General features: G+C 36.5%; 18 protein-coding genes, 1 other RNA gene and 3 pseudogenes. 5 read left to right on the top strand and 17 right to left on the bottom strand.

The window, feature by feature from the left end:
* Positions 1-3: 3 nt before the first annotated feature.
* The 10 genes from MKY80_RS07640 to MKY80_RS07595 all read right to left on the bottom strand — a co-directional run bounded on the left by MKY80_RS07640 (position 4) and on the right by MKY80_RS07595 (position 11,436).
* Positions 4-345 (bottom strand): BMC domain-containing protein, encoded by a 342-nt coding sequence (locus tag MKY80_RS07640; protein WP_008176451.1) that lies wholly within the window; start codon positions 343-345, stop codon positions 4-6.
* 25 nt (positions 346-370) lie between these two features.
* Positions 371-1,612, bottom strand: coding sequence for an ethanolamine utilization protein EutH (gene eutH / locus MKY80_RS07635; protein ID WP_008176453.1), 1,242 nt, complete (start codon positions 1,610-1,612; stop codon positions 371-373).
* Positions 1,613-1,695: 83 nt separating this feature from the next.
* Positions 1,696-2,274: a response regulator gene (locus MKY80_RS07630; RefSeq protein ID WP_025115126.1), complete on the bottom strand. Its 579-nt coding sequence runs from the start codon at positions 2,272-2,274 to the stop codon at positions 1,696-1,698.
* Entirely contained in the window at positions 2,267-3,706 is a 1,440-nt protein-coding gene (locus MKY80_RS07625) for a sensor histidine kinase (RefSeq protein WP_342532435.1), read from the bottom strand. The genes MKY80_RS07630 and MKY80_RS07625 overlap by 8 nt, the downstream gene beginning before the upstream one ends.
* 247 nt (positions 3,707-3,953) lie before the next feature.
* Entirely contained in the window at positions 3,954-5,861 is a 1,908-nt protein-coding gene (locus MKY80_RS07620; protein WP_008176459.1) for an ATP-dependent DNA helicase, read from the bottom strand.
* An 85-nt stretch (positions 5,862-5,946) separates the two neighbouring features.
* Entirely contained in the window at positions 5,947-7,083 is a 1,137-nt protein-coding gene (locus MKY80_RS07615; RefSeq protein ID WP_089985113.1) for a class I SAM-dependent RNA methyltransferase, read from the bottom strand.
* A 3-nt stretch (positions 7,084-7,086) separates the two neighbouring features.
* A complete protein-coding gene (locus MKY80_RS07610; RefSeq protein WP_089985115.1) occupies positions 7,087-8,832 on the bottom strand; it encodes a GGDEF domain-containing phosphodiesterase in 1,746 nt (581 codons plus the stop codon).
* Between the two features lie 492 nt (positions 8,833-9,324).
* Positions 9,325-9,704: RNase P RNA component class B (gene rnpB, locus MKY80_RS07605), an RNA gene on the bottom strand.
* 60 nt (positions 9,705-9,764) lie between these two features.
* The gene (gene gpsB / locus MKY80_RS07600) at positions 9,765-10,064 is read right to left on the bottom strand and encodes a cell division regulator GpsB (protein ID WP_036124847.1); all 300 of its coding nucleotides are present in this window, start codon (positions 10,062-10,064) and stop codon (positions 9,765-9,767) included.
* Between the two features lie 121 nt (positions 10,065-10,185).
* Positions 10,186-11,436, bottom strand: a complete 1,251-nt coding sequence (locus MKY80_RS07595) for a ribonuclease H-like domain-containing protein (RefSeq protein WP_239354405.1) — start codon at positions 11,434-11,436, stop codon at positions 10,186-10,188.
* Between the two features lie 443 nt (positions 11,437-11,879).
* Between MKY80_RS07595 and MKY80_RS07590 the strand changes: the two genes are divergently transcribed.
* Positions 11,880-12,287 carry a hypothetical protein gene (locus tag MKY80_RS07590; protein ID WP_008176470.1) on the top strand — a complete coding sequence of 136 codons (408 nt, stop codon included), beginning with the start codon at positions 11,880-11,882 and terminating at the stop codon, positions 12,285-12,287.
* 136 nt (positions 12,288-12,423) lie between these two features.
* Here the strand turns inward: MKY80_RS07590 and MKY80_RS07585 are convergent.
* Positions 12,424-12,891 (bottom strand): annotated as a pseudogene (locus MKY80_RS07585) (DUF1998 domain-containing protein); the annotation flags it as partial.
* A 501-nt stretch (positions 12,892-13,392) separates the two neighbouring features.
* Here MKY80_RS07585 and MKY80_RS07580 point away from each other — a divergent pair.
* Positions 13,393-13,959: a DUF5067 domain-containing protein gene (locus MKY80_RS07580; RefSeq protein WP_342532429.1), complete on the top strand. Its 567-nt coding sequence runs from the start codon at positions 13,393-13,395 to the stop codon at positions 13,957-13,959.
* A gap of 131 nt (positions 13,960-14,090) precedes the next feature.
* On the top strand, positions 14,091-14,756 hold the full coding sequence (locus MKY80_RS07575; RefSeq protein ID WP_008176477.1) for a DUF5710 domain-containing protein: 666 nt from the start codon (positions 14,091-14,093) through the stop codon (positions 14,754-14,756).
* A 242-nt stretch (positions 14,757-14,998) separates the two neighbouring features.
* Here MKY80_RS07575 and MKY80_RS07570 read toward each other — a convergent pair.
* The 6 genes and pseudogenes from MKY80_RS07570 to MKY80_RS07545 form a co-directional block, all read right to left on the bottom strand.
* Positions 14,999-15,246, bottom strand: a pseudogene (locus tag MKY80_RS07570) (IS3 family transposase); the annotation flags it as partial.
* A gap of 39 nt (positions 15,247-15,285) precedes the next feature.
* A pseudogene (locus MKY80_RS07565) lies at positions 15,286-15,525 on the bottom strand (helix-turn-helix domain-containing protein); the annotation flags it as partial.
* Between the two features lie 154 nt (positions 15,526-15,679).
* Positions 15,680-16,465 carry a hypothetical protein gene (locus MKY80_RS07560; protein ID WP_043990145.1) on the bottom strand — a complete coding sequence of 262 codons (786 nt, stop codon included), beginning with the start codon at positions 16,463-16,465 and terminating at the stop codon, positions 15,680-15,682.
* Positions 16,466-17,132: 667 nt separating this feature from the next.
* A complete protein-coding gene (locus MKY80_RS07555) occupies positions 17,133-19,406 on the bottom strand; it encodes a DEAD/DEAH box helicase (RefSeq protein ID WP_342532425.1) in 2,274 nt (757 codons plus the stop codon).
* Positions 19,381-19,773, bottom strand: coding sequence for a YppE family protein (locus MKY80_RS07550; protein WP_239354402.1), 393 nt, complete (start codon positions 19,771-19,773; stop codon positions 19,381-19,383). The genes MKY80_RS07555 and MKY80_RS07550 overlap by 26 nt, the downstream gene beginning before the upstream one ends.
* Before the next feature lie 209 nt (positions 19,774-19,982).
* The gene (locus tag MKY80_RS07545) at positions 19,983-20,177 is read right to left on the bottom strand and encodes an endonuclease (protein WP_342532423.1); all 195 of its coding nucleotides are present in this window, start codon (positions 20,175-20,177) and stop codon (positions 19,983-19,985) included.
* A gap of 381 nt (positions 20,178-20,558) precedes the next feature.
* Here MKY80_RS07545 and recU point away from each other — a divergent pair, with 381 nt between their 5' ends.
* Positions 20,559-21,203, top strand: a complete 645-nt coding sequence (gene recU / locus MKY80_RS07540) for a Holliday junction resolvase RecU (protein WP_008176494.1) — start codon at positions 20,559-20,561, stop codon at positions 21,201-21,203.
* Position 21,204: 1 nt separating this feature from the next.
* Positions 21,205-23,886 (top strand): penicillin-binding protein 1A, encoded by a 2,682-nt coding sequence (locus tag MKY80_RS07535; protein WP_089985119.1) that lies wholly within the window; start codon positions 21,205-21,207, stop codon positions 23,884-23,886.
* The last annotated feature ends 27 nt before the right edge of the window (positions 23,887-23,913 follow it).

The raw sequence follows: 23,913 nt of genomic DNA, 5'->3' as shown, positions 1-23,913 counted from the left end.
ATCCTATGATTTTGTTATTCTTGATGGTGTATAGCCTAATACCTCGGATAAAAAACGATTAATTTCTAACATCGCCATTTCCACCTCTGATACACTACCGACAATAACGAGACTGCCTGTAAAACGGTCTAAAAATCCTAATCTAACATTGGCAGCTTTCGTCGCTAAATCCCCAGCGATGATAACCGTTTCACTTGGAGTACACGTCATAATACCTAGCGCACCCGATTCTTGAATACCCAGCTTTTGAAACATCTCGGGGTCAGGGTTCGCAATAAGGTGACTCAATGTTAGCTGTTTACCCGGCACAAACTCCTGAATAAATCGTTTCTTTTCTTCACTCACACATCATCACCTCACTTTTAATGGATTAAGATTTTTGATCTAAATATTCGCCTTCTTTTATAATGCCTGCTTTGCGATCTTCCATTTCTAACCTTAAGGCAGTCGGTACAGAAAGCTTATACGCTAAAATAATCGCAATCACACCCGCTAAAAACTTACCGGCAATAACAGGTAAAATAATCGTCGGCTGGAAATTAGCTGTAAATGATAAGTGATCGCCTAATAAAAATGCTGAACATACACCAAACGCAATATTAATAACTTTATCTTTTGGTGGCATATGACGAACAAGCGTGAACATCGCCAAGATATTAGCAATAGTTGCTAAAATTCCTGCACTCCCTACAGATGAAAGGCCCAATTTCTTACCAGCCGCTTCAAGTGGTTTCGATGCATATTTTCGAATTAAATAAACCATTGGGAATGCACCGGCTAGCATAATACCTATATAACCAGCTGTTTCTAATGCTCTGAATTGATCGATCTCATCAGCCATAATTGGATCGAAGCCCCATGCACCAAATATTTTTGTAAAAATACCTGTGAAAATTTCAACAATCGAGAACACTAATACCAATTTGATTCCGGCATCCATCACACGGCCGAATAACATGAAGCCTGCAATCATACCGTTTGGAATAAGCTTTAAGCCTAACGCGATTAATACAACAAAGATGAACAAAGGCAGTAAATTAATTAAAATTTGTAGAACAGAAATGGCAAATACATATGTAGGCGCCTCTGTTGTACTGATAACTTCACGCACTTCTGTGTTAAATAGCACAATCATAATTGATGAAATAAATGCACCAATCGGAATTGTTAATACGCCGGCCATAATACCAAGCGCCATATATTTATGATCACGCTTATCTAACATCGCAAGACCCATTGGAATCGAGAAGACAATAGTAGCACCTGACATAAATCCAACGACTAGAGCCATTACCCATCCCTCATATGACTCTTTTAAAGCATTGGCTAATTGGTAACCACCCATGTCCGAAGCTAAAATAGTCGTCGCTGCAATCGCAGGATCTGCACCAATTAACTCAAAAATCGGACTAATAAAATGACTAATAAACCATGTTAAGTAAGGTATAGCTGCCATGATCCCTGCTGCTGGGACGAAAATATGACCAACTGTATGGATACCATTCATAAACTCTTTACCAATTCCATACTCAGCATCTCGGATTGCTCCGATTGCCCCTAAAACAGCACAAATCATAATAATATAAACGATAATCGTTCCTATCATTGCCATCTTACTCATCACCCCTTTATGATTAATAAATTTATATAAAAAAAGGCACTTTAAAGAAGAAATCTCTTTAAAGCGCCTTTGCTTCAACTATTAACTTGTAAGTTTAAAATAATTTGCTCCGCAATATGCACCATTTCTTGCTGTGTTTGCATACTTTCATTGCGAATTTTGCGGTAAGCCTCGTCCTCGCTTATATTTTCAGCCTGCATAAGCAAGCCCTTCGCTCGTTCAATGACTTTTCGCTTATCTAATTGTGTTTGCTTATGTAAAATCTCCCCATTGAGACGGTTGAACTTATCAATTTGATGAAAAGCAACCTCTAACACAGGCAACACATTTTTTTCAGAAAACGGTTTCATAACATATCCTAATATATTATCCTGCTTCATGTATAGTAGCAATTCTTTTTCACTATATGCCGAGATGAAGAGAACAGGTATGCCAAGCTGTTGTTCAATAATTTTACTTGCCTTTAAACCATCTAGTTTAGGCATTTTAATATCCATTAAGATTAATTGTGGTTTATGCAAAAAGGCTAGCTCAATGGCGGTTTCACCATTATTAGCTTGTGCCACTACTTCGTAACCATTATCCTCTAGCATAAACTTCAAATCAATGGCAATCAATGATTCATCTTCGACAATCATAACTTTCCTAGTCATTTACGATAAATACCTCCTCACTTACAGGGAACTGAATTTGAGTATGTGTACCTTCTTCACTAGGGATAATTGAAAATGAGCCAGCTAAATCATATTCCACAAGCCTTGTGATAATTTCCATGCCAAATGATGCCTTCACTTCTTGCATTCCAACGCCGTTGTCGGAAATATGAAGTGAAATAGTTGAAGTTTCCTGCATGAAATGAATATCAATGGCTCCTTCATCACGACCAACAAAAGCATACTTTAATGCATTTTGTAGTAGCTCACAAATAATGAGTGCAAGGGATACTGCCTTTTTGGAATGGCAAAATACTTGCAAATGTTCGTGATGAAATGCTAGTTGAATAGTTGCTGTATTGGACGTGCCAATCATTTTATGTCCAATTTTTTTAGCCAATGCAATAACGTCTACTCTTTCTTCAGCGTTATCCTCATTTTCTAAAATAAGCTCATATACAGATGAGATGCTATATATTCGATTTAATGCCTCCTGAAAAGCACTTGCATTGACAGCCGACAATTCATTGCGCATTTGCAAGCGTAATAGGCTTGTCACTGTCTGAAGATTATTTTTCACACGATGGTGAATTTCTCGTATGGCAAATGTTTTCATCATCAGTTCATTTTCTTTCAGCTTTAGCTCTGTTAGATCATGAATAATGAGGAGTGTAACCTTGTCATTTTGACTACGAATTGGGATTTTCTTCACGATAAAGGATTTACGATCAATCGTAATCTCTAGGAAAAAGACATCGTCGCCTTTATCATAGACCTCCTGTAAAAACGGTAAGATTTTATCCAATGCAACATTGTCAAAGTTTTCTAATCCCGAAAGTTCTGAAATAAAATGATAGCCAGCAGGGTTACTATAGATAACTTTGTTTTCGTGATTCGTAAGAATAATTGACTCTACAAGTAAATCAGAAACAACTGGTATCGGTTGAGAATTAGGTTCTACAATATGTTCAATTAATGCAAAAGGCATATTTTGAAAATCATCTTTTGGTGTCGTTTGCATCTTCACCATCTTTTCCTGAATCAACACAGCAATTACTTGCTGTTGTTCATTAAAGATCGGAATCACATTTTGTTCGACTGTAATGCCTTCTTGTGTAACGGCTCTGGAAATCGATGATTTTTCTTTTTGTTTAAACGCAGTAAATACGGCTGGTTCAAAACTTTCAAAAACGAATTTTCCAATAACCGATTTTTCGTATAAACCTTTTTCCTTGTTAGGGAATGCTTCTGCCACGACAATTGCATGTGATAAATTATCCATCATACAATCTATGAACATATAACAATCAGTGAGCTCAGCATAATACTTAAGCGTAGCTTCTATTTCTATTAACTTGTCAATATCCGTTGCCGAAAGATTGGTATAGTTTCTACACAATGATTGAATGTTCGACAGGTTAAAGCCCCCCATCACGGAATAATCAACAATCAGTTTGATTATTCTTAAAAATTCTTGTCATTATTATAAACCTTTTGTGAAATTATTTTCAATACAAAAAATATTATCTTTCATCAAAATTCATTGCATTACAAAGAACTATATAGCCTAAAAGAGAAATATTCAACATATTTTTGTTATTACATTATTTAACAAGGGAAAAATATCTATTTCAATATAATAAAAAGAGAGCTTGCCGATTAAGCAAACTCTCTTAATTCTACTTTATTTCAGGTGCAACAGCTAATATATTTTCAAAGGCTGCGCGTTGTTTTTGTTCTTCTTCATTTAACAAAATATGAATATCACCATGATCGTTTGACGTCCTAATTAAGCGGCCCATTCCTTGCTGCAAGCGCAATTGCATAAATGGTAACTCCACTTCTTCAAATGGGTTTTCAGCAAACGTACGCTTCGCATCAAATAACGGATCCTGTGGAGGAAACGGTAAATCATAAATAATAACGCGTGTTAATGCTTCTTCAGGTAAATCTAAGCCTTCCCATAAATGATATGAGCATAATGTTTTAACGATTCCCTGCTGGAAATCACGAACAATGGCGGAGAGCTCTCGATCACCTTCAAAGGCAACATGCATGCGCTCCATTAATGGCAAATCGGCTTTAAATTTCAACATGGCTTGCTTGGATTTAAATAAAATTAATGTTTGCTCGCCATCACGTAGTAATTGCTGTACACGTGCGGTTTTAGCATGTTGATCAAGCTCATGTAAATAGATTTTCATTACTTCTTCATAATCAAATGGCGAAGGGACTGAAAATGATTGGGACTCTTTAATACCTAGACTATAGGCGATATACGAAAAGTCTTTATTAACGGATAAAGTAGCAGATGAAAAGACGATCGGAAGCTTTTTAGAGAATAGTTTTTCTGCTAAAACTTCTGTAATTAAACGAGGCATAATCACCAACGTTTCTTCTCCATCTGTTTCCTCCAGCCAATCCACTGCATCTCCTTGAGCTATGAAAATACGTAAGGAAGCCTCATATTGTTCTAAATATTCCTCTGCCATGTTTAACTCATATTCAGGAATCATATACATTTCAGATTCAAAAACAAATTCTTCCATCAATACTTCCACATCATGTATCAATTGTTTTCCATAAGCAAGCAATGTTTTGGATTTATTGATACGTTTACGATCCTCATCTGAAGCAACGATATCATCACGAAGCTGATCAAAAAATAACTCATGATCATCTTGCAATTTTTCCATAGCATACAAAGTTCGTTCTCGCACACCATCCACCATTAATCGCTCTAAAAGCTGAACAATCGTTGTTGCCTGTACTTTATAAGTCATTGCTTTTTGTGCAGCGTATTCCAACAGATGTCCTTCATCTAATACCATCATAGACACTTCTGGCAGTAAGGCAAGCTGTCCCTCACGTTCACGAGATTCCTTTGTAGCTAAATGCTCCATTAAGAAATCTTGCGAACAAATAACTAAATCCGTTGATTTACGGTAATGAGAACGATGCAATGTTTGCCCACAGCGATTACGTAGATCACATACAGAGCATTGCATAATCGAGTTGTAATTAACTTTTTGCCAATCCTCATCACTGACAGTTGGATAATTACTACGTTCTCCATATGGATGAATAGCAATCATTGAACCTTGGGCATACACACCATCCGGAATGGAGAAGGAAATATCATCAATCCATTCATCCGATTCAACTTTTTCTGCTTCCTCAAAGCGTTTTAAGCATAAATATTGATCCCGTGATTTGGCTAAACGAACATCAATTTCCAGACCAAGCGTTTTTTGTAGCTTATAGATGTCTCCGCCCTCTTTAACGAGCTGATCGATTAATGTTTCATCAGCACATGCAATAAGTGCCGGTTTCCCTGTATAGCGTGCATAAGAAATAGCTGGGAGTAAATAGGCGATTGTTTTCCCAGTTCCAACACCCGCTTCTGCAAAGAGTACGTTTTTTTCTTTTAGCGCTTGTTCTATTTGATAAGCCATAAAGATTTGCTCATCACGACATTCAAAGCCTTTTTCAGGCAATTCATCATAAAGGACGTCACCCATCCAGTCACCTAGTGAATCAAAAAATGATCGGTCCTTTGATAATGCAAATGGTAAAGATTTACGCAATTGATGTTCCCCCTCTTACTATCTGGTGCTATTATACGCGACGAAACGGAAGATAAGAAAAAATCTTATCTTCCGTTACTATTCGTTAATCTCTTTTAGACTTTTGTCCCCAGAACTGATAATAATTTGTTTCAATAAAACCATTAAATAATTTCCGTTTTTTCGTCGCTTGGCGTCCATATAATTCTTCAAAATTTTTCATGGAGGATAGCATATATACTGACCAAGTTGGATAGTTTTTCATAACTTGCCCTAAATCACGGATAACCTGTTCTACAACTTCAACATCACCAATACGTTCGCCGTATGGAGGGTTACCGATCATTACACCATCTGTTAACTGAGTCGTGAAATCACGTGCTTGCATTTGCTTAAACGTAATTAGCTCACCAAATCCTGCTTCTGTAGCATTTTCTTGTGCAATGCTTACCATGCGATGATCAATATCAGAACCTACAATTTCTAACGGCTGATCATAATTGGCCAAGCTTTCTGCTTCGTCTCGGACAGTGTCCCAGATTTGCGCTTTCATCCATGGCCAGTCTTCAGAAATAAACTCACGATTATAGCCTGGTGCTATATTTTGTCCAAACATGGCTGCCTCTAAAGCAATGGTTCCTGAACCACAGAATGGATCTACAAACGGACGATTTGGATTCCATTTTGAAACTTGTATAAGCGCCGCCGCTAAGGTTTCTTTTAACGGTGCCTCACCTTGTACTTGACGATAGCCACGTTTATGAAGACCTGCGCCTGATGTATCAATCGTTAGTGTCGCCACATCTTTTAAAATCGAAACCTCAATTTTGTAAGTAGCACCTGATTCATCTAAAAAGCCAAGTCGCTTATAATGCTGTTTCATTCGTTCAACAATTGCTTTTTTTGTGATAGCTTGGCAATCAGGTACACTAAATAATTTAGATTTAACCGACTTCCCTGAAACAGGAAAGGCAGCATCCACGGGTAAATATTTTTCCCACGGTAAAGCTTTTACACTTTCAAATAATTGTTCAAATGATTTTGCTGGGAATTGTCCAACGACAATTTTTACACGATCAGCTACTCTTAGCCACAAATTGGCACGTGCAATCGCTGTTTCATCACCCTGAAAATATACTTTACCATTGTCAACAGTTGTTTCATAACCAAGTGCTTTTACTTCTTGGGCTACAATTGCCTCTAAACCCATTGCTGACGTTGCTACTAATTGATAATTTGCCATAGATTATTTCCTTCCTTGATGCTCAATTTCCCAATATTCCATAAACTCCATTAGGTCGTTTAATGGTAATGGTTTGCTGTAATAATAGCCCTGAATAATATCACAGTTCATTTTACGTAGTATATCCACTTGTTGTGCCTGTTCTACACCTTCTGCCACAACTTTCATTTTTAGGCGATGGGACATTTGAATAATAGCATCTACAACTGCCTGTTTTTCATCGAGCGACCCAATATGTTGAATAAAGCTTCGATCGATTTTTAAACAATCTAGCGGAAAGCGAACTAAATAGCTCAGGGACGAATAGCCTGTCCCAAAATCATCTATGGAGATTTTAAAGCCTAATTGTTTCAAACGAACTAATTTGCTTACAGTTTCGTTAGCACTGTTCATGACTGTTCGTTCCGTCACTTCTATTTCAAAATTGTTTGCTGGCATATTATAGCGTTCTAATATTGCTTGGATCGATTCTAAAAAATTTTGCTGTCTAAAGTGAATACTTGATATATTAATGGCAACCGGTATTTTCCACCCGTATTGTTGCATTTGAATAACTGCCTCGCACGCCTTTTCCAGAATGACCTCACTTAGAGGAATGATTAATCCTGTTTCCTCAGCATAAGGGATAAACTCTCCAGGAGAGACAAAGCCTAGCCTTTCATTATTCCAACGGACCAATGCCTCTAATCCTTGAATTTGCTCATTGTCCATGTATATTTTCGGCTGGAAATGCAGCTCAAATTCACGATTGTCAATGGCTCTTCTTAACTCTGAATCTAGCAATAAGACACGCTGTGCATCTGTTTGCAGTTCATCAAAATAAAAAGAATAGCCATTCAAACCATTCTTTTTTGAATAGGTCATTGCTCTGTCAGCACAATTAATGAGTTCTTCCGTATTTTTCCCATCTACTGGATAGACACTTACGCCTATGCTTGTAGAAATAAACACTTCCTGGCCGTTTATCATCATTGGCTTTTCAATACTACTTATTATTTGTTCAGCAAATTGTGCAGCTTCTTTTACGTTTTTTACATTCGTTAATGTAATGACGAATTCATCTCCGCCATATCTTGCGATAATATCTTTGTTTTTCAGTAAATGTTTTAGTCGTTTGGCGACTTCTATTAAAATGGAATCTCCGACAGCATGACCTAAAGTATCATTAATTTGCTTAAATCTATCTAAATCTAAAAAATAGACCGCATGCTGCACTGAATGAGAAATAGCAGAAGTTGATTCTAAAAGATTATCCATTCTTTCGATATAAGCAAAACGATTGGATACTTCCGTTAGTGAATCAGTCAGTAAACGTTTTTCTAGTTCGTTTTCTACTATTTTTCTTTCAGACAAATCTGTGAAAATACCACAATAATTTGTAACCTCACCCTCATCGTTGGTTACACAAACAATTGTTAACCATTCAGGATATACGTCTCCAGTTTTACGACGATTCCATATTTCTCCTTGCCAAATTCCTTCTTGTCGTATCTGTTCCCACATTTCTAAATAGAACGGTAATTCATGTACACCTGATTGTAAAACGGCAGGTGTTTTTCCCACTACATCATCACGTTTATAACCTGTGACAAATTCAAAGGCAGGATTAACCATTACTATTTTTTTGTATTCATCAGTAATCATGATACCTTCAGATACATTTTCGAAGATTTTAAGTATTAAGGTAGTAGGATATTGAGAAATCAACTTCAATTTATCCATACTTTCCCAATTATTTACTCCGTTCATGTTCCGCCCCATCCTATCTCTCTATACTCCCCTTTAAAGGGCACTTACGTCAGGCCAACTCGTATGTAAATCAATGACACCCCATTTAGATGGTGTACAGTTTTTTTGAGTAACTCGTAAGCTCGTCTTAAAAATCTGTGACATCCTTAGAGGTTTATACTTGATTCAGCAGTCGTCCTGTCGCCACCTGAATGGAAAGAAAATGTGCAAACTCTTACTACCTATAGAGGAGAGTCATGTGTATCTAACATTTTGCTAGGTATCCAAACTTTTGCTGAATCAAGATAATACACATTGATGCGATCACCGTTTTCAGATGTTGTGACTTAGAAGCGGTAGCGATAGAGGCTTGGCTAGCAAATAGCCATTCTCAAACGTATCGCGCATACCAAGACTTGATTAACTAGGTTACTTTTTCCTCATAAACTCAAAAGAAAAGCTCTCCACCGAGTTGGAGAGCGCTTGTTATTTCGTAAATAAGCATCAAAAAAATTCCATAAGCCATGTTTTGTTCCTGAGTACTCAAACAGCTTGCGCCTCGTACGACCAGGTAGTAATCATCTATCTACAGAGCAAGCTCCGTCCCTCTATCCGTTCAATTCCTTCAAGAGAGTGCCCCTACCATAATTTGGGTTTCTCACTCGTGGGGTTTACCTCGTTCCACCTTGCATGTTTCCAAGCAAGCTTCGTCACTGTGGCACTTTCAGGAAGTGTCAACCATATCCAAGGACTTAGGTTTTCCTTCCGCCGTCAGCCTGAACAGCTGCCTTACCTTATTTTTTCAGTAAGCACGAACACTACGGACATCTCAGTACCGTGTGAGCATGGACTTTCCTCTACGACGTCTAGCGCCGCAGCGATTACCAGAATTTCATGATGATACGAAAGATTATACTAGAGTTTTATGTTAAATACAATATAATTGACTAAAATTATTCGTATAGCTTGCTACCAAATACATGTTTTTCTAAATTAGAAAGACGTTTTAAAATGTCAAAATTAGTTGTACCTGCTGCTGCCGCTGAAGCAACGGGTTGTCTCTTCGGTGTATTTTCAATTTCTTCTTTTAATTGTCTATTTTCTTCACGTAGTTGGGCCATCACTTTTTCAAACGTTTCATAGTCTTGAATAATTTCATCAAGGAATGAATCTACTTCTTCCACATTATAGCCTTTAAAGTTCTTTTTAAATTCCTTTTCAAGGATCATTTTTGACGTTAATTTAATGTCCATTCACATCGCCCTTCCTCACACTACATACACGAATACATTATAGCATACTTCAACACATTATATCGTCTGAAAACTCCAATTGTAAGGCTAAACTTGTCGTTTTATGCGATTACCTGGGAAATTATTTCTTATTTCCTAATCTGAGCAACCTCTTTTCCCAAGAAATTACCCATTTTTGTTTTTGTTCTGCTCTCCATTGCTCATTCTTTTGAATGAGATGTATGCCTTGTTGCGTATAATAAAGGGCCTGCTTATAATCTTTTATTTGGTGCTCATAAAGTATGGCTAGTTGCTCAAGGACACGCAACTTTGTTCTTGCTTCGACAAAATGGAGAGAGGCCACAAATGCATCGATGGCTTCACTATAGCGTTTACTCTTTTTATGCTGTAGTGCTAAATAATATTGAGCATTACCCGCTTCCAGTGCATCAAATTGTGTTGTCACCCTTTCTAACACCTTAACACTTTGTGTGCTTTCTTTTAAATCACCATACCATTTCCCAATATTGGTAAAGGTTTTTGCAGATTCTTCATATCCCTCTTCAAACAAGAGCTGAGTAGAATGACTATACAGTGTGATAAGAGACAGCAAATCCCACTCATTATGCAGCAAAACCTTCATAAGAGCATCTGGTACGCCACTTTTTACAGCATCTAAATAAATAATAGGGGCAAGATGACCAGGAATATCTCCCTTTCGAGAAAAACCAAGCTTCTCTTCCTCCACAGATTTTAATTTTAAGCGCTCCATATCATTTTTCCATAAACGCTTGGAACTATGCAATAAATCGATTTGTCGTTGTGATCTTAATTTGGGTAATGTTTTTTGATGCAGTGTCCAGCGCGTTTCAAGCTGCGGCCAATCAAAGCTTTTACCATTATAGGTGATGACTGTTGCTAATTTTTTCCACAGTTTTGATTCAAACAGAAACGCCGCCTCATGTGCAGGGTCTGCAAGAATATATTGAGTTAAACTAAAACATTCTTCGTCTACCTCTAAAAACCCAAGCAAAAAAATATGCGTGCCCACACCTTTTAAGCCTGTCGTTTCTGTATCAAAAAATAATACAGGTTCATGAAAATCCAGTGCATATGGATGATCAAACGAAGCATCCTGCCATTTTTTCAACGCATCAAAAAATGACTGTAGCTGATAATGACCATGCTGAAAAGAAAATGGATACTGTACATGGCGCTTAAACACAATACCAAAGTCATTTTCTACAACGGTAAGCCCAGCCTCTTCCCATCGCTCGGTATAGCTAGGCCTAGTTGGCTTTTGATAAGCTGGTTCCTCTACCCTTTGTGGAGTCGCCGCTGGTTTTTTACTAAGCATTTTTTTCATTTGTAGTATTTTATTTTCGTAAGACATGTATTTCACTCATTTTCTGCTTATAATATAAGACTCTCTTGCAAGATTACCATGATTGCTCGACTCATTCAAAATTTTCATCGCAGGAAATTCTTGTTTATAGAAACACTATTTCTTGAATTGATGACCTTAAAAGTGTAAAGGACATGTGAGTATGTCTTTGCGGTTGCAATGGAAAAAGCACGCCCTGCCTGAGGAAGCGTAAAACAGCTGCAAAAAATAAAGCCCCGATTCAAACGTCTCTGGATTATTTTCGAGAAATTTCAATATTTTATTTAAAGAAACTACCCCGATATGCTTTTAGCTTAAAACTATTCATTAAACAATCCATTCTCAATAAAGATACGGCATTTCTTGATGTATGTCCCTTTTATGTCCTGGATACATAGAAAGCTCAAGCTATTGTCTATTGTCAGTGTACTATTGTAAGTATTTCCTATAAAATGAAATTACAAATAGAATGTGATAAAATTATGTTTTTTGGAGGAAATGCTTTGTTTAAAAATTTACGTGAAGAAATAAAAGAAGAATGGAAAAACACAACCGAGGATTTAGAAAAAGAAGTATTTAAAGTATGGCAATTAGACTATAAAGGCCATATTATTCGAATTGTAAATGCAGTGACTGAAGAAGTTCTTTCTATTAATAATGAAGTAGTAGATAAAAAAAGTAGAGATAGTATGTTCAAACAAATCTACCCTTATGTTACATTGACAGGTGAAATTACAGAAGCAAATGGCACAATCTCTACCGTAAAAGTAAAAATCGGTGGATTACTCAGTCTTAATATCGTCGTTAAAGTAAATGGTACTACATTACTGAACGAAAAACACAAAATATCTATTAAATAACTTTAGTTTAATAGAATACTACTGGACGTGAGTTAGAAAAACATACTATCATTAAACGTTAGATGAGCTACACACTATTAAATATGGAGGGCCTGAGGAAATAATTTTGTTATTCCTCAAGTCCTCTTTTTTCATGTTAATTAATTTGATTTAATCTTTGAAGAAGTATTATGACTCTCTTCTTGCCTTCCTGTAAACTGTCTTGGGCACCAATACATGATGGGCATCCAGATTCACAAGGACAATTTGAAACATGCTCCAACGTTTTCATTAATAGCTCCTCCCATAAGTCATAGACCTTTTCACTTAAACCAATCCCACCAGGGTATTTATCGTAAACAAAAAATGTGGGCAGCTCATTATGGGATGCTTTGACTTGTGGGACAACAGCTACATCACTGCTGTCACATTGAATAAATAAAGGGATAAAGGCATTCATGGCATAGGCTACTCCAATCATTGCCTCTGTCAATTCCGCCTCTGACCACTGTTCTGTTAGATGAAGTGATAGCCATGATGCGCTTGTATGCATTTCATCTGGAGGTAGATGTATTGGACCCGAACCTATATTATCATGCGTGCCAAAGAGAATTTTATTAAACATAAGGTAAAAAGCAAGTGAACATATTTAGGTCACCATAACTTTAAAATTTAGGGCAACGAATTTGCTCCCACGTATATAGTATATATGTATTAGGCGTATTAGGTATATATTATATATGTTATATACACCTATATTATATAAATACACTCAATAGATATTATTTGTTTACTTTGTTTACTTATATAAGGGAATCCTTTGACTGCAAGGGTTCTATCCTCACAGAATCGGCAACAAACTCTGTTTACCCTCGTTGCCTTCGTTTACCCACTTTAGTAATTTAAAGCACTATCATTTGTTGCCTTTTTGGACTTTGTTGCCCTACTTTTCTGCACTTTATTTACCCTATAATATGGAAGTTTTAAAGAAATAAATCTGATGTAAACAAAGCTAAAAATGTGTTCATTTAAGGAGTGAGAAATCAAATTAATAATGACATAATCTAGGTAATTTAGTATAGTATTATTATATGAAAATATATACAAAAAGGAGATTATTTTACAAATGAAGAAAAAACTAATTTTCAGCACTGCACTTGTACTTTCACTTGGCCTTGCTGCTTGTGGTGAAGAAAAAGCTAAAGAAGAACCACCAAAAGAAGAAATTCAAACACCTGTATCTGCTGACAAAATAGAAAAGGAAGAACAAAGTGAAGATGTCTACTTTAAAGATGGTGAGGCAAAACTAGTAGATTTGAAAATAAAAATCAAGGAAACAAAAGTTATTCCAGCAGGAGAAAAAGGAAACGAATATGGTGAAAAACCTGTAATTGCAATTTGGTATGAAACTACAAATTTAAGTGATAAAGAAATTGACCCTGGAACAGCGTGGTTTGCTGTATTTACTGTGATCCAGGATAACAATCCGAATGCTGTTAATAAATTAGAAATAGGGTCATTACCCGATGAGAGTTTTTTAGAAACACAAATGGAAAATATTAAAAAAGGCGGAACTGTAGAACACGCAATTGCTTATGAACTTGATGATTTAGAAACTCCAGTCACATTAGTTGCCAATCAAGGTATTGGTGGCAAAGAATTAGGTAAACAAGATTACCAAGTTAAACAATAAATTCAGAAAATGCCACTCATTTATTTTTTTCAGTGAGTGGCTTCCCTTTCTTATACAATTCAAAATAACTTTTTCAATAGATACATAATCCAAATTGTAAGTACTATAAAGCACGGGAAGGAGTATAAAATATGCTATTTTTAGATGTGCCCTATTCTGATAAAGATGAAGCTAAGCAAATGTATGCAAAGTGGAATACTGAATTTAAGAAATGGACCACCACTAATCGTAAATTTTATTTTAGATTTAAGAAATGGGTAAAATACAGTACTGTTGCTACAAATTTTGTATATCTCGCAAAGACCGAAAGAAATTGTTGGAAATGTAAGAAGCATACAGTAGTTTATGCTATCGCTATACACGGGGAAAATTTAATAGATTTAGAGGATAGATCGACAAACCACGGTGAGGGAACAGAAGATTTAATTGGATTAGACTGTGTTATTCTACCCTTAAGTTTAGGTTTTCCATCAGAAATTGCAAAGTATTTAAAAGAAAATTCAAAGTGCAAAGTAATGTATTCAAACTCAACAAAAAGCAACTATTACGCAAATGTATGTTTACATTGTAATTCTCTACAAGGGAATAATTTTATTTTTGAAGAATTTGATTCTCCTTTTTCAAGAAATGTTTCAAATATTGAATTCCTTTGCTTCACCTTAAAATACGATGTACCAATTGACTATATTATTGGTAAAGAAATGTATTCACCTACTTTGCGCCGATTTTCCAAATCAAACGTAAAAGATTTAAACATCACTATTAACTCAATTAAATTTCATCAATTTACCGAGTAATTCCAAAATAGTAGAACTTCAAGGCTTACACAGCAAAGAATTAAGAAAAACAAGGAAACAATCAGCAAAGAGTTCTGCTAAGAGCTACATTAATAAGTACTGTGATTTAGATAACTTGGCTGAATTAAAAGAGATCCTTTCGACTCGTGTACAGGAATTACAAAGTGAATAAATTAAAAAGACCAGGTACTCATTTTGAACTGCACCCCGTCAGGTAGACAGTGGAAATAATAAAAAATGTATTATGCGGCTTGAGTCCTGAATTCTAAGGGACTCAAGCCGTTTAATCGTTCCTGATAACGATAGTAATTATAAAAATGAATATAATCATCAATCGCTAGTTTTAACTCTTCATATGAATTGTACTTCAATGTGCCCCAAAATGATTCAATTGGTCCGTTATCAATACATCGACCAACACGGGACATACTTTGTGTCATATTGGCTTTTTCAACAATTCGCTTAAATTCCTTCGATGACTAGTATACTTTTTTGCCCACCTTTTTAAAACTGAGGTACTACTAATCCCATATTTCGCTAACACTTCCATCTGTGAATAATTCCGTTGAATGTAGTCCTTCACAGCCGCTAACTTTAACTTTTTTGAATAGGATTTACATGAAGTAGCTTCTTGTAATCCTTCACGTCCACCTGCCTCAAATTTCATTTTCCATCTATGAAAAGTTTGATGATCTATTGAAAACCTTTCACACAATTCATTGACAGAATAGTGACCTTCTTCGAACAATTGAACGTTATGTAGTTTCAACTCAAGTGGATGTTTGCTTCACCCATAAAAAATACTCCCCCTTAGATAAACAGATTTTTATTTTTTAATCTGTCTACCTAATAGGGAGCATATCAAATTAGCTTTGTTGGTCGTTAATTTTTCATGGGAGTTTTCTAATATTTCATAATTTGTTCTACTCGTGATTAGATTTTACAAAAGTTGCATCAATTAATCCTGCATAGTTATCATCTATATCAGCCCATTTAAAATACCTTGTCCATGTAGCTGGATAATGAAATGAATCACGATATAAGTACAATTCACCTATATAGTAAGCTTCCTTTGTTTTGATGGAAACATAAATGAGTGCTATACCAGATATTATAACCAAAGCGGCTTCTTCTGCCTTTTTAGTGTACTTCGGAAGATTTAGAACAGAAAGCCCAAATAATATTCCGATAACCCCTGTAAGATAAGTTGTATCAATGGATTTCTTGCCTTTATACGTCATATAGAGAACATAGTCACCGTTTCCACCAGGTAATGCCCTCGGAGCAATTATATCCTCTCCATATTTAGGAAATGGAGTAACTATTGTGGGTTCTTCGACTATAATTTCTTCTAATACTTCTATCTCTCCAGTATTTAAATTTTCTAATGTAGTTGCTTTAGTATTTTTATCAAGAGTTATTAGTTCTTGATAGCTTCCATCTTCATTAGATGCAATCATTTCAATAGTATTTTCTTCATTTTTGGTAATCTCAAGGTATTCAACTTCATTTGTTTGACTATTTGTTACTTGTAATAAACTGTTACCATCTTCTGATTCAGATAAGGAAAATATGTAATTATCTTTCTCTAAAATAATTTTCCCTTCAATATCATCAATTTCTGCTGCTGAAGCAGGTACAGCTAAAGATGGTGTTATCATAGAAAGTGCAAATACTATACAAATAATTCTAATAAAAAATTTTTTCACTAATCTCTACCCCCTGTTTTTCTCCCATATAGGAAATTATACCATAAATGTAATAAGATTTCATTTTTTAAAATTTTAGCATTTTTTTTAATTTTAGTTTATCCTTATTTAAAGGTAGGTGTTAATATTGCTAAAAAAATTAAATTTTATTTATCTTACTTTTTTTATAATAATAATTGGATTGTTAATGTATGTTGATTGTCAAATACGAGGTATTTCATCAGGATGGCAGTATGATTTGTCAAAAATAGTTATTTATTCAGGTGTTATTTTATATGCAATACTTGTTCTTAAGATCTATGTTAGAAAAAAATGAAATTACCTTGGAGTAACTAATATTTCATAAACAGTTATTTTTTTAATACAAACTACTGAATTGCATTATTTCAAAATAAACATTCATTCTGTAACAGGTGAAATTTGTGGAAATAAAAAAAACCCATTACCTCAATTGGTAATGGGCATCAGTTTTATCGTTGGGAGATAATAATTTTTAAACCTTCAAAATCCCCACTTGTCATAGTTCCTGAATCAAATTTATCAAGCCATGACTTATCAATTTTCTTTTTATCCACCGTTTAACAGGAATTAACCGTAAAACAATTTATAAACTAATAAATGAAGAAGGCTTAAGGAGCTAGCGCTATCATCCTTAAGCCTTCTTCATTTATTTTTGATTTAATATTCGTAGTAGTACTACTACTCTCTTCTTGCCTTCCTGTAAACTGTCTTGGGCACCAATACATGATGGGCATCCAGATTCACAAGGACAATTTGAAACATGCTCCAACGTTTTCATTAATAGCTCCTCCCATAAGTCATAGACCTTTTCACTTAAACCAATTCCACCAGGGTATTTATCGTAAACAAAAAATGTTGGCAACTCATTATGGGATGCTTTAACTTGTGGGACTACTGCTACATCGCTGCTATCGCACTGAATGAATATCGGGATAAAGGCATTCATTGCATAGGCTGCGCCAGTCATCGCATCCGTCAATTCTGCTTCGGACCACCGGTCTACTTTATTGAATGATAGCCAAGATGAGCTTGTATGCATTTCATCTGGCGGTAGATGTATTGGACCCGAACCTATATTATCTTGTTTTTCATTGAACTTTATTTTCTTGAAAATAGTTGCCTGTGCAACTAATCCTACATCCCCAAAGCTAATCGTACCGCCGTTATAAGTTCGGCTTCGATCTTCCTCTAATACCTTCATTTCAACGGCAAGATTAGCATCTGTATAATAATCGATGTCGACTTCACGGACATAAGCTTTCTTTTCTTCCCAGTCGAGCTTCTCTACTTGGAATTGAATCCCTTGATGTAAATAAATCGCTTCTTCATGTAATAGTGTCATGGCACTATGACGATCCATTTCTCCAATTACCTTTGTTTGGGCAGGAATAGACAGATCAATTATAACCACATTTTCCTGGGAAGCCGACCGTAAGCTAATATCATGTGCTGGGAAACGATCGCTCATCCAATGCCACTTATCGCTCGTCTTAAAGACAACGCCCTCTTCTGCTAAATAATCTAGCAATTCTTGTATATCATATTCACCATACGTATCTTCTATAGAAAAAGGTAATTCAAAAGCGGCACATTTTAAATGATCCATTAAAATTAACATATTTTCTGGATAAATACGTGCTTCCTCTGGTGCACTACCAAGTAAAAATAAAGGATGATTCACCACATACTGATCCAGTGCCGTCGATTGTGCAACATAAATAATTAAAGCCTCATCCTGTCGCCTTCCTGCACGTCCTGCTTGTTGCCAGGCACTTGCAATATTTCCTGGATAACCTGTCATAATACATGCTTGTAACTGGCCGATATCGACCCCTAATTCTAACGCATTGGTACTGACAACGGTTTGAATGGTTCCATCACGCAAGCCTTTTTCGATTACCCGACGTTCAGATGGTAAATACCCACCTCGGTAGCCACGCACGGATTCATCCAGCAGCTTATTGCGAGTGAGCTCCTTTAAATAAGTGACAATCATTTCAACCCGTACTCTGCTTTTAGCGAAAATGATTGATTGAATACCAGCTATATATAGCCGCTTTGCTAAATCACTTACCTCTAACACGGCACTTCTACGCACCCCAAAAGTTTTATGAATAATGGGCGGATTATAGAACAGAAATGTTTTCTTACCGATAGGTGCTCCAGAGTCCGCGATGAGCGCATGTGATTCATTTGTTAATAGCTCGGCCAGCTCCTTAGGATTTTTTATCGTTGCCGATGTGCAAATAAACACAGGTTTACTACCATAAAATTCACATATGCGTTTTAATCTACGAATAACATGGGCAACATGGGAACCAAATACCCCTTTATATGTATGCAATTCATCAATCACGATATACTGTAAATTTTCAAATAGCGATACCCATTTCGTATGATGTGGCAAAATTCCTGAATGAAGCATATCAGGATTTGTCATAACGATATGTCCTGCTTTGCGAACCTTCTGACGAATGCCTGGAGCCGTATCACCATCATAGGTATAACTTAAAATTTCCTCACCACTTTGTTCAATCAGTTCATTCAAGTCATTTTTTTGATCCTGCGCTAAAGCCTTTGTTGGGAATAAATAGATCGCACGTGCGTTTTTATCCTCTACTATTTTTTGCAACACCGGCAAATGATAGCAATATGATTTACCTGATGCGGTTGGTGTAACAGCCGTAAAAGATGTACCACTCTGTGCCAAATCAAAGGCCTCTCGCTGATGCGTATAAAGTTGCTCGATTCCCCTTGCCTGCAAAGCCTTCACTAAAGAAGGATGTAAATTTTCTGGGAAAGGAGCATAGCTAGCAGGTCGTCCTTCAAGTGTTTGCCAATGTAGAATACGTTCTTTTAATTCTTCATCATATCTCCACTCATGCAAAAGCTCACTAATCGTTCGTTTCTTCGATAGCATTTACTGCCTCCTCCTTTACCAGTCGTTCAAAGTTTTTCATTGTAAAGGAGGTAGAATGAATCGCATCTAAGAAGCGTTTTTTACTTGTTTCTTTATAAAAAGATTGCACAACAAATTGCTCCATCGATTCTACCGTTGAAGCAATTTGTTGTGTATGCATATATTTCGGTCGATTCTCTTGAATCCATTTATTGGCCTCTTGCTGCCATTCCTTCAACAGTTGATGAATTTTATCAGCGTGTGGTTTCACCTCTAGAAAAAAGTCAGGTGTACGGTCCTCCTCACGCATTTGCCAAAAACGTGAAACACATCGATCACATTCATCTATTAATTGGGATGTTTGCTGAATAACTAACAATTTTTGCACCTCATCTCTCATCAATTACTCGTAAGCAAATATTTTTCGTAGCAAGTACATATATATGATGAGTATGTCTTGTCCATCATTTCAACTACGAAAATATGGCACCTCCTGATACCTTTACCTTCCCCTACTTGTTTTGTGGTAAATACTGTATCAATTTTAATGCTATAGAGTTAGTTCAATTGCTTATGAGATAAGTGTACCAAAGTCTATCATTTTTCACTACTAATAGGCGAACAAGTATTCTTTACTTGCCAGTTCTTTTCTGCTAAGCTTACTTTCTGGCTAACTGCTTTGAGCTGCAAAAAAAAGTGCATATTCTGAGCATTGTTCTCCAGCGACACTCTCGTGAAAAGTAATTGATTGACCAGATCTAACTGCGCAACTAATTGTTCTAACTTGTTCAAAATAACGCCCCCTTTGCTTTACTTAAAGTATTCCTCGCATGTATAGAATTACCTTCATGCGTGACAAAATAAGCGTAAGTTAGCTGAAAGAAGAAGATTTTCGATAAATTTTTATAAATGAACCTTCCAACTAAAAAAGCGTCCTGAATGAAAGGTGTAGATAATTCACCATTCTTCAACCGTTTCTATGTTTAAATTTATCAGTTATTTTGACGATTCAAGGAAGACAATTATTAGCTTTTTTTCGACGCAATTTGTTTATTCTTTGCATCCACTGTCTACTACTCTTGTAACAAAGACAACACGGATGGAGGTAGAGAAGAGCCATCAAATCATGGTAAACTAATATATAGGAAAGCAGTTTGATAAAGGGTGAGCTAAATGACAATTCGCTATCCAAATGGGAAATTGTATACCCCCCATACTTCTGTACAGAAAACAGAAAAAAAAAGTAAAAGTAAAGATTTGTCTTTTAGTAATCGTGGAAAGACACTAGAAGATGAAATTAATGAAGCAAACGACTATTATATTAAAAGGCGACTTGCTATCATTCATAAGAAACCTGTTCCTGTACAAATCGTCAAAGTAGAGTACCCTTCACGAAGCGCTGCTGTCATTCGTGAAGCATATTTTCGAACACCCTCTACAACCGACTACAATGGTGTTTGGAATGGGCATTATATTGATTTTGATGCAAAGGAAACTGCGTCCAAAACAAGTTTCCCTTTAAAAAATATTCATGAGCATCAAATGACCCATATGCAGCAAGTGACTGAACAAAATGGTGTGGCTTTTATTATCGTTCGCTTTTCAGCTTTTGAACGATATTTTATTGTGCCATATGAAGTTTTACAAAAGGCCTGGCAAGCAATGGAAAATGGCAATCGTAAATCCATACCCTTTTCAACGATTGAAGAAGAGGCGTATGAAATTCCCACTAGCTATTATCCACGGATCGATTATTTACCCATCATCCAACAACTGATCGTTGAAAAATGCTGCGGGTTTGAAAGTGAGGAGAAATAGTATGACTGAACGTCGTCGAACACGTGGAGAGCATCAAAAGGCTCTCGCTGAAAAAAATAAAAAAGGTAAGAAAACAACAACAAAGTCGTCTACACCCGCTAAAATGTGGATAAAACGTATTTTCTTAACGTTATTAATCATCGGTGTGGTAGGCTTCATTGGAGGAGCAGGATTATTTGCTTACTATGCAAGCACAGCTCCTAAGCTTGATGAGGAATTATTGAAAGACCCTGTGTCTTCAGAATTCTACGATAAAAACGGTGAAATATTCGCAACAATCGGTGCTGAAAACCGTAAATATATAAAATATGAAGATATTCCCGAAGATATGGTGAACGCTATTCTTGCAACGGAAGATGTACGCTTTTTTAAACATCACGGCATGGACTTCTACCGTCTAGGTGGTGCTATACTTGCTAACTTCCGTGATGGCTTTGGTGCACAAGGTGCCTCTACCCTAACACAGCAAGTAGTGAAAAACTCATTCTTACAAAATGAAAAGAAATTAAAACGTAAAGCACAGGAAGCTTGGCTAGCGTTTCAATTAGAACGTAAATATTCAAAAGAAGAAATTTTTGAAATGTACTTCAATAAAATGCTAATGTCAGGCCGTATTTATGGCTTTGGTACAGCAGCCCAATATTTCTACGGAAAAGAATTAAAAGATTTAACATTAGATGAAGAAGCATTATTAGCAGGGCTCGTACAAAGACCAAATGCTTATAATCCATTGAAAAACCCTGACCTTGCCAAGCAACGTCGTAATACAGTTTTAGGATTAATGTATCAACACGGAAAAATTTCGAAAACAGAAATGGAAGAAGCTAAAAACGTTGATGTCCAAGCAGGTCTTGCTGACGATGCAACTCGTCAATCATTTGCTGGCTCTAAATACGATGCCTTCCTAGATGTCGTTATTAATGAATTAGAAAATAATGGCGATGGTTCTGCCATGGCAGAAGGGATTAAAGTTTATACAACACTTGATCCAAATGCCCAAAAAGTTGTTGAAAATGTGATGAACGATGACAGCAATTTCCCAACAGAAGATATTCAGTCAGGTGTAGCGGTCATTGATACGAAAACAGGAGCTATCCAAGCTGTTGGTGGCGGTCGACATTATGGTGCCGAACGTGGCTGGAACTATGCAGATGATTTAACAAAAAATCAACCTGGTTCTACAATGAAACCATTAGTGGACTACGGTCCAGCCATTGAATATTTAAAATGGTCTACTGGCCATACACTTGTAGATGAACCTATGAACTATTCCAATTCAAAGCAAACTATTACAAACTGGGATGGCAGATATATGGGTGCCATGACTGCTCGTAAGGCATTATATGCTTCACGAAACGTACCAGCTGTCAAAGCATTACAAGAAGTAGGTACTGAAAATGCGAAGGAATTTGTTGGACGTTTAGGGATTGAAACAGAAAACCTTTATGAATCAGACGCAATTGGTGGTGGAGCGATTACTATCTCACCTATTCAAATGGCGGCTTCCTATGCAGCATTCGGAAATAACGGCGTTTACACAGACCCACATGCTATTACAAAAATTGTTTACCGTGATGGGAAAACATCTAAAAATTATACACCTGAGCCTAATGTAGCGATGAGTGAAGCTACAGCTTATATGGTAACAGATATGCTACGTGATGTAGTTGGCAACAAACCTGACGCATCAGGTACAGCGGCTAATGTCCCTGGACTAGACATCGCAGGTAAAACAGGTACAACCAACTATTCAGCTGAAGATTTCAATAAATATAATTTACCGAACACAAGTGTGCCAGATTCATGGTTTGCTGGTTATACGACAAACTATTCCATCGCTATATGGAGTGGCTATGAAAAACACTTTGATCCAATTACAACGTGGGAAGAACGTCGTTTACCACAAAATCTATTCAAATCGATTATGCAAGACATTTCAGCAAACGTTGAAACAGAAAGCTTTAAAAAGCCAAGTACAGTTGTAGAAGCAACGATTGAAGTGGGCTCTAAGCCATTGAAATTGGCAAGTGACTTTACACCAAGCGAATTACGTCAAACAGAGCTATTCGTTCGTGGTACTGAGCCAACAGAAGTGTCGAATGTTTATGAAGCACCAGAATTGGCTACGCCATATAACGTATCTGCAAGCTTAGATTTAGGGGCACAGTCTATCAATATTTCTTGGGAACATGATGCCAGCTTGAATCCAGAAACAGATGAACCATTACCAACTTCATTTGAAGTAACTGCAACCCGTGATGACGGTAAAAAGTTTGACCTTGGTAAAACAGAGAGCAAAGGTTTATCAGTTGCCAATACGTTGGAAGATGGCAATTACACGATTTCAGTCGTAGCCATTGTGGATGGTACACGAAGCGAGCCTGGTACCACAACTTTCCAAATTACAAGTACAACTGAAGAAGAGGATGTAGAAACGGAAGAGCCGGAAGAGCCGAACATTGATTTACCAACAGATCCTGGTGAAGAAGACCAAGATAACGGTCATAATAATGGCAATGGTAACGGTAATGGCAACAACGGTGGTAATAACAATAATAATGGAAATGGGCATGGGAATAACGGCAACAACGGTGGAAACAATGGCGGTTCAGATGGAAGCCAGCAACCAACTCCTCCTACAGATCCTGTAGACCCAAATAATGAAGAACAAAGCTCAGAATAAACAAAAAGCCGAGAAGCATATAATGCT

Origin of the sequence: Lysinibacillus sp. FSL R5-0849 (genome assembly GCF_038595075.1) — a bacterium.
GTDB classification, from domain to species: Bacteria; Bacillota; Bacilli; order Bacillales_A; family Planococcaceae; genus Lysinibacillus; species Lysinibacillus fusiformis.
The sequence above is the reverse complement of the archived record's forward strand: the minus strand, read 5'-3'. Positions and strand labels throughout refer to the sequence as shown.

Coding starts and splice junctions, on each gene's coding strand:
- MKY80_RS07575 (WP_008176477.1), top strand. CDS start 14,091: ATGCTATTTTTAGATGTGCCCTATTCTGATAAAGATGAAGCTAAGCAA.
- MKY80_RS07590 (WP_008176470.1), top strand. CDS start 11,880: ATGAAATTACAAATAGAATGTGATAAAATTATGTTTTTTGGAGGAAAT.
- MKY80_RS07630 (WP_025115126.1), bottom strand. CDS start 2,274: ATGACTAGGAAAGTTATGATTGTCGAAGATGAATCATTGATTGCCATT.
- MKY80_RS07535 (WP_089985119.1), top strand. CDS start 21,205: ATGACTGAACGTCGTCGAACACGTGGAGAGCATCAAAAGGCTCTCGCT.
- eutH (WP_008176453.1), bottom strand. CDS start 1,612: ATGGCAATGATAGGAACGATTATCGTTTATATTATTATGATTTGTGCT.
- recU (WP_008176494.1), top strand. CDS start 20,559: ATGACAATTCGCTATCCAAATGGGAAATTGTATACCCCCCATACTTCT.
- MKY80_RS07580 (WP_342532429.1), top strand. CDS start 13,393: ATGAAGAAAAAACTAATTTTCAGCACTGCACTTGTACTTTCACTTGGC.
- MKY80_RS07615 (WP_089985113.1), bottom strand. CDS start 7,083: ATGGCAAATTATCAATTAGTAGCAACGTCAGCAATGGGTTTAGAGGCA.
- MKY80_RS07610 (WP_089985115.1), bottom strand. CDS start 8,832: ATGAACGGAGTAAATAATTGGGAAAGTATGGATAAATTGAAGTTGATT.
- MKY80_RS07625 (WP_342532435.1), bottom strand. CDS start 3,706: ATGGGGGGCTTTAACCTGTCGAACATTCAATCATTGTGTAGAAACTAT.
- MKY80_RS07555 (WP_342532425.1), bottom strand. CDS start 19,406: ATGCTATCGAAGAAACGAACGATTAGTGAGCTTTTGCATGAGTGGAGA.
- gpsB (WP_036124847.1), bottom strand. CDS start 10,064: ATGGACATTAAATTAACGTCAAAAATGATCCTTGAAAAGGAATTTAAA.
- MKY80_RS07595 (WP_239354405.1), bottom strand. CDS start 11,436: ATGTCTTACGAAAATAAAATACTACAAATGAAAAAAATGCTTAGTAAA.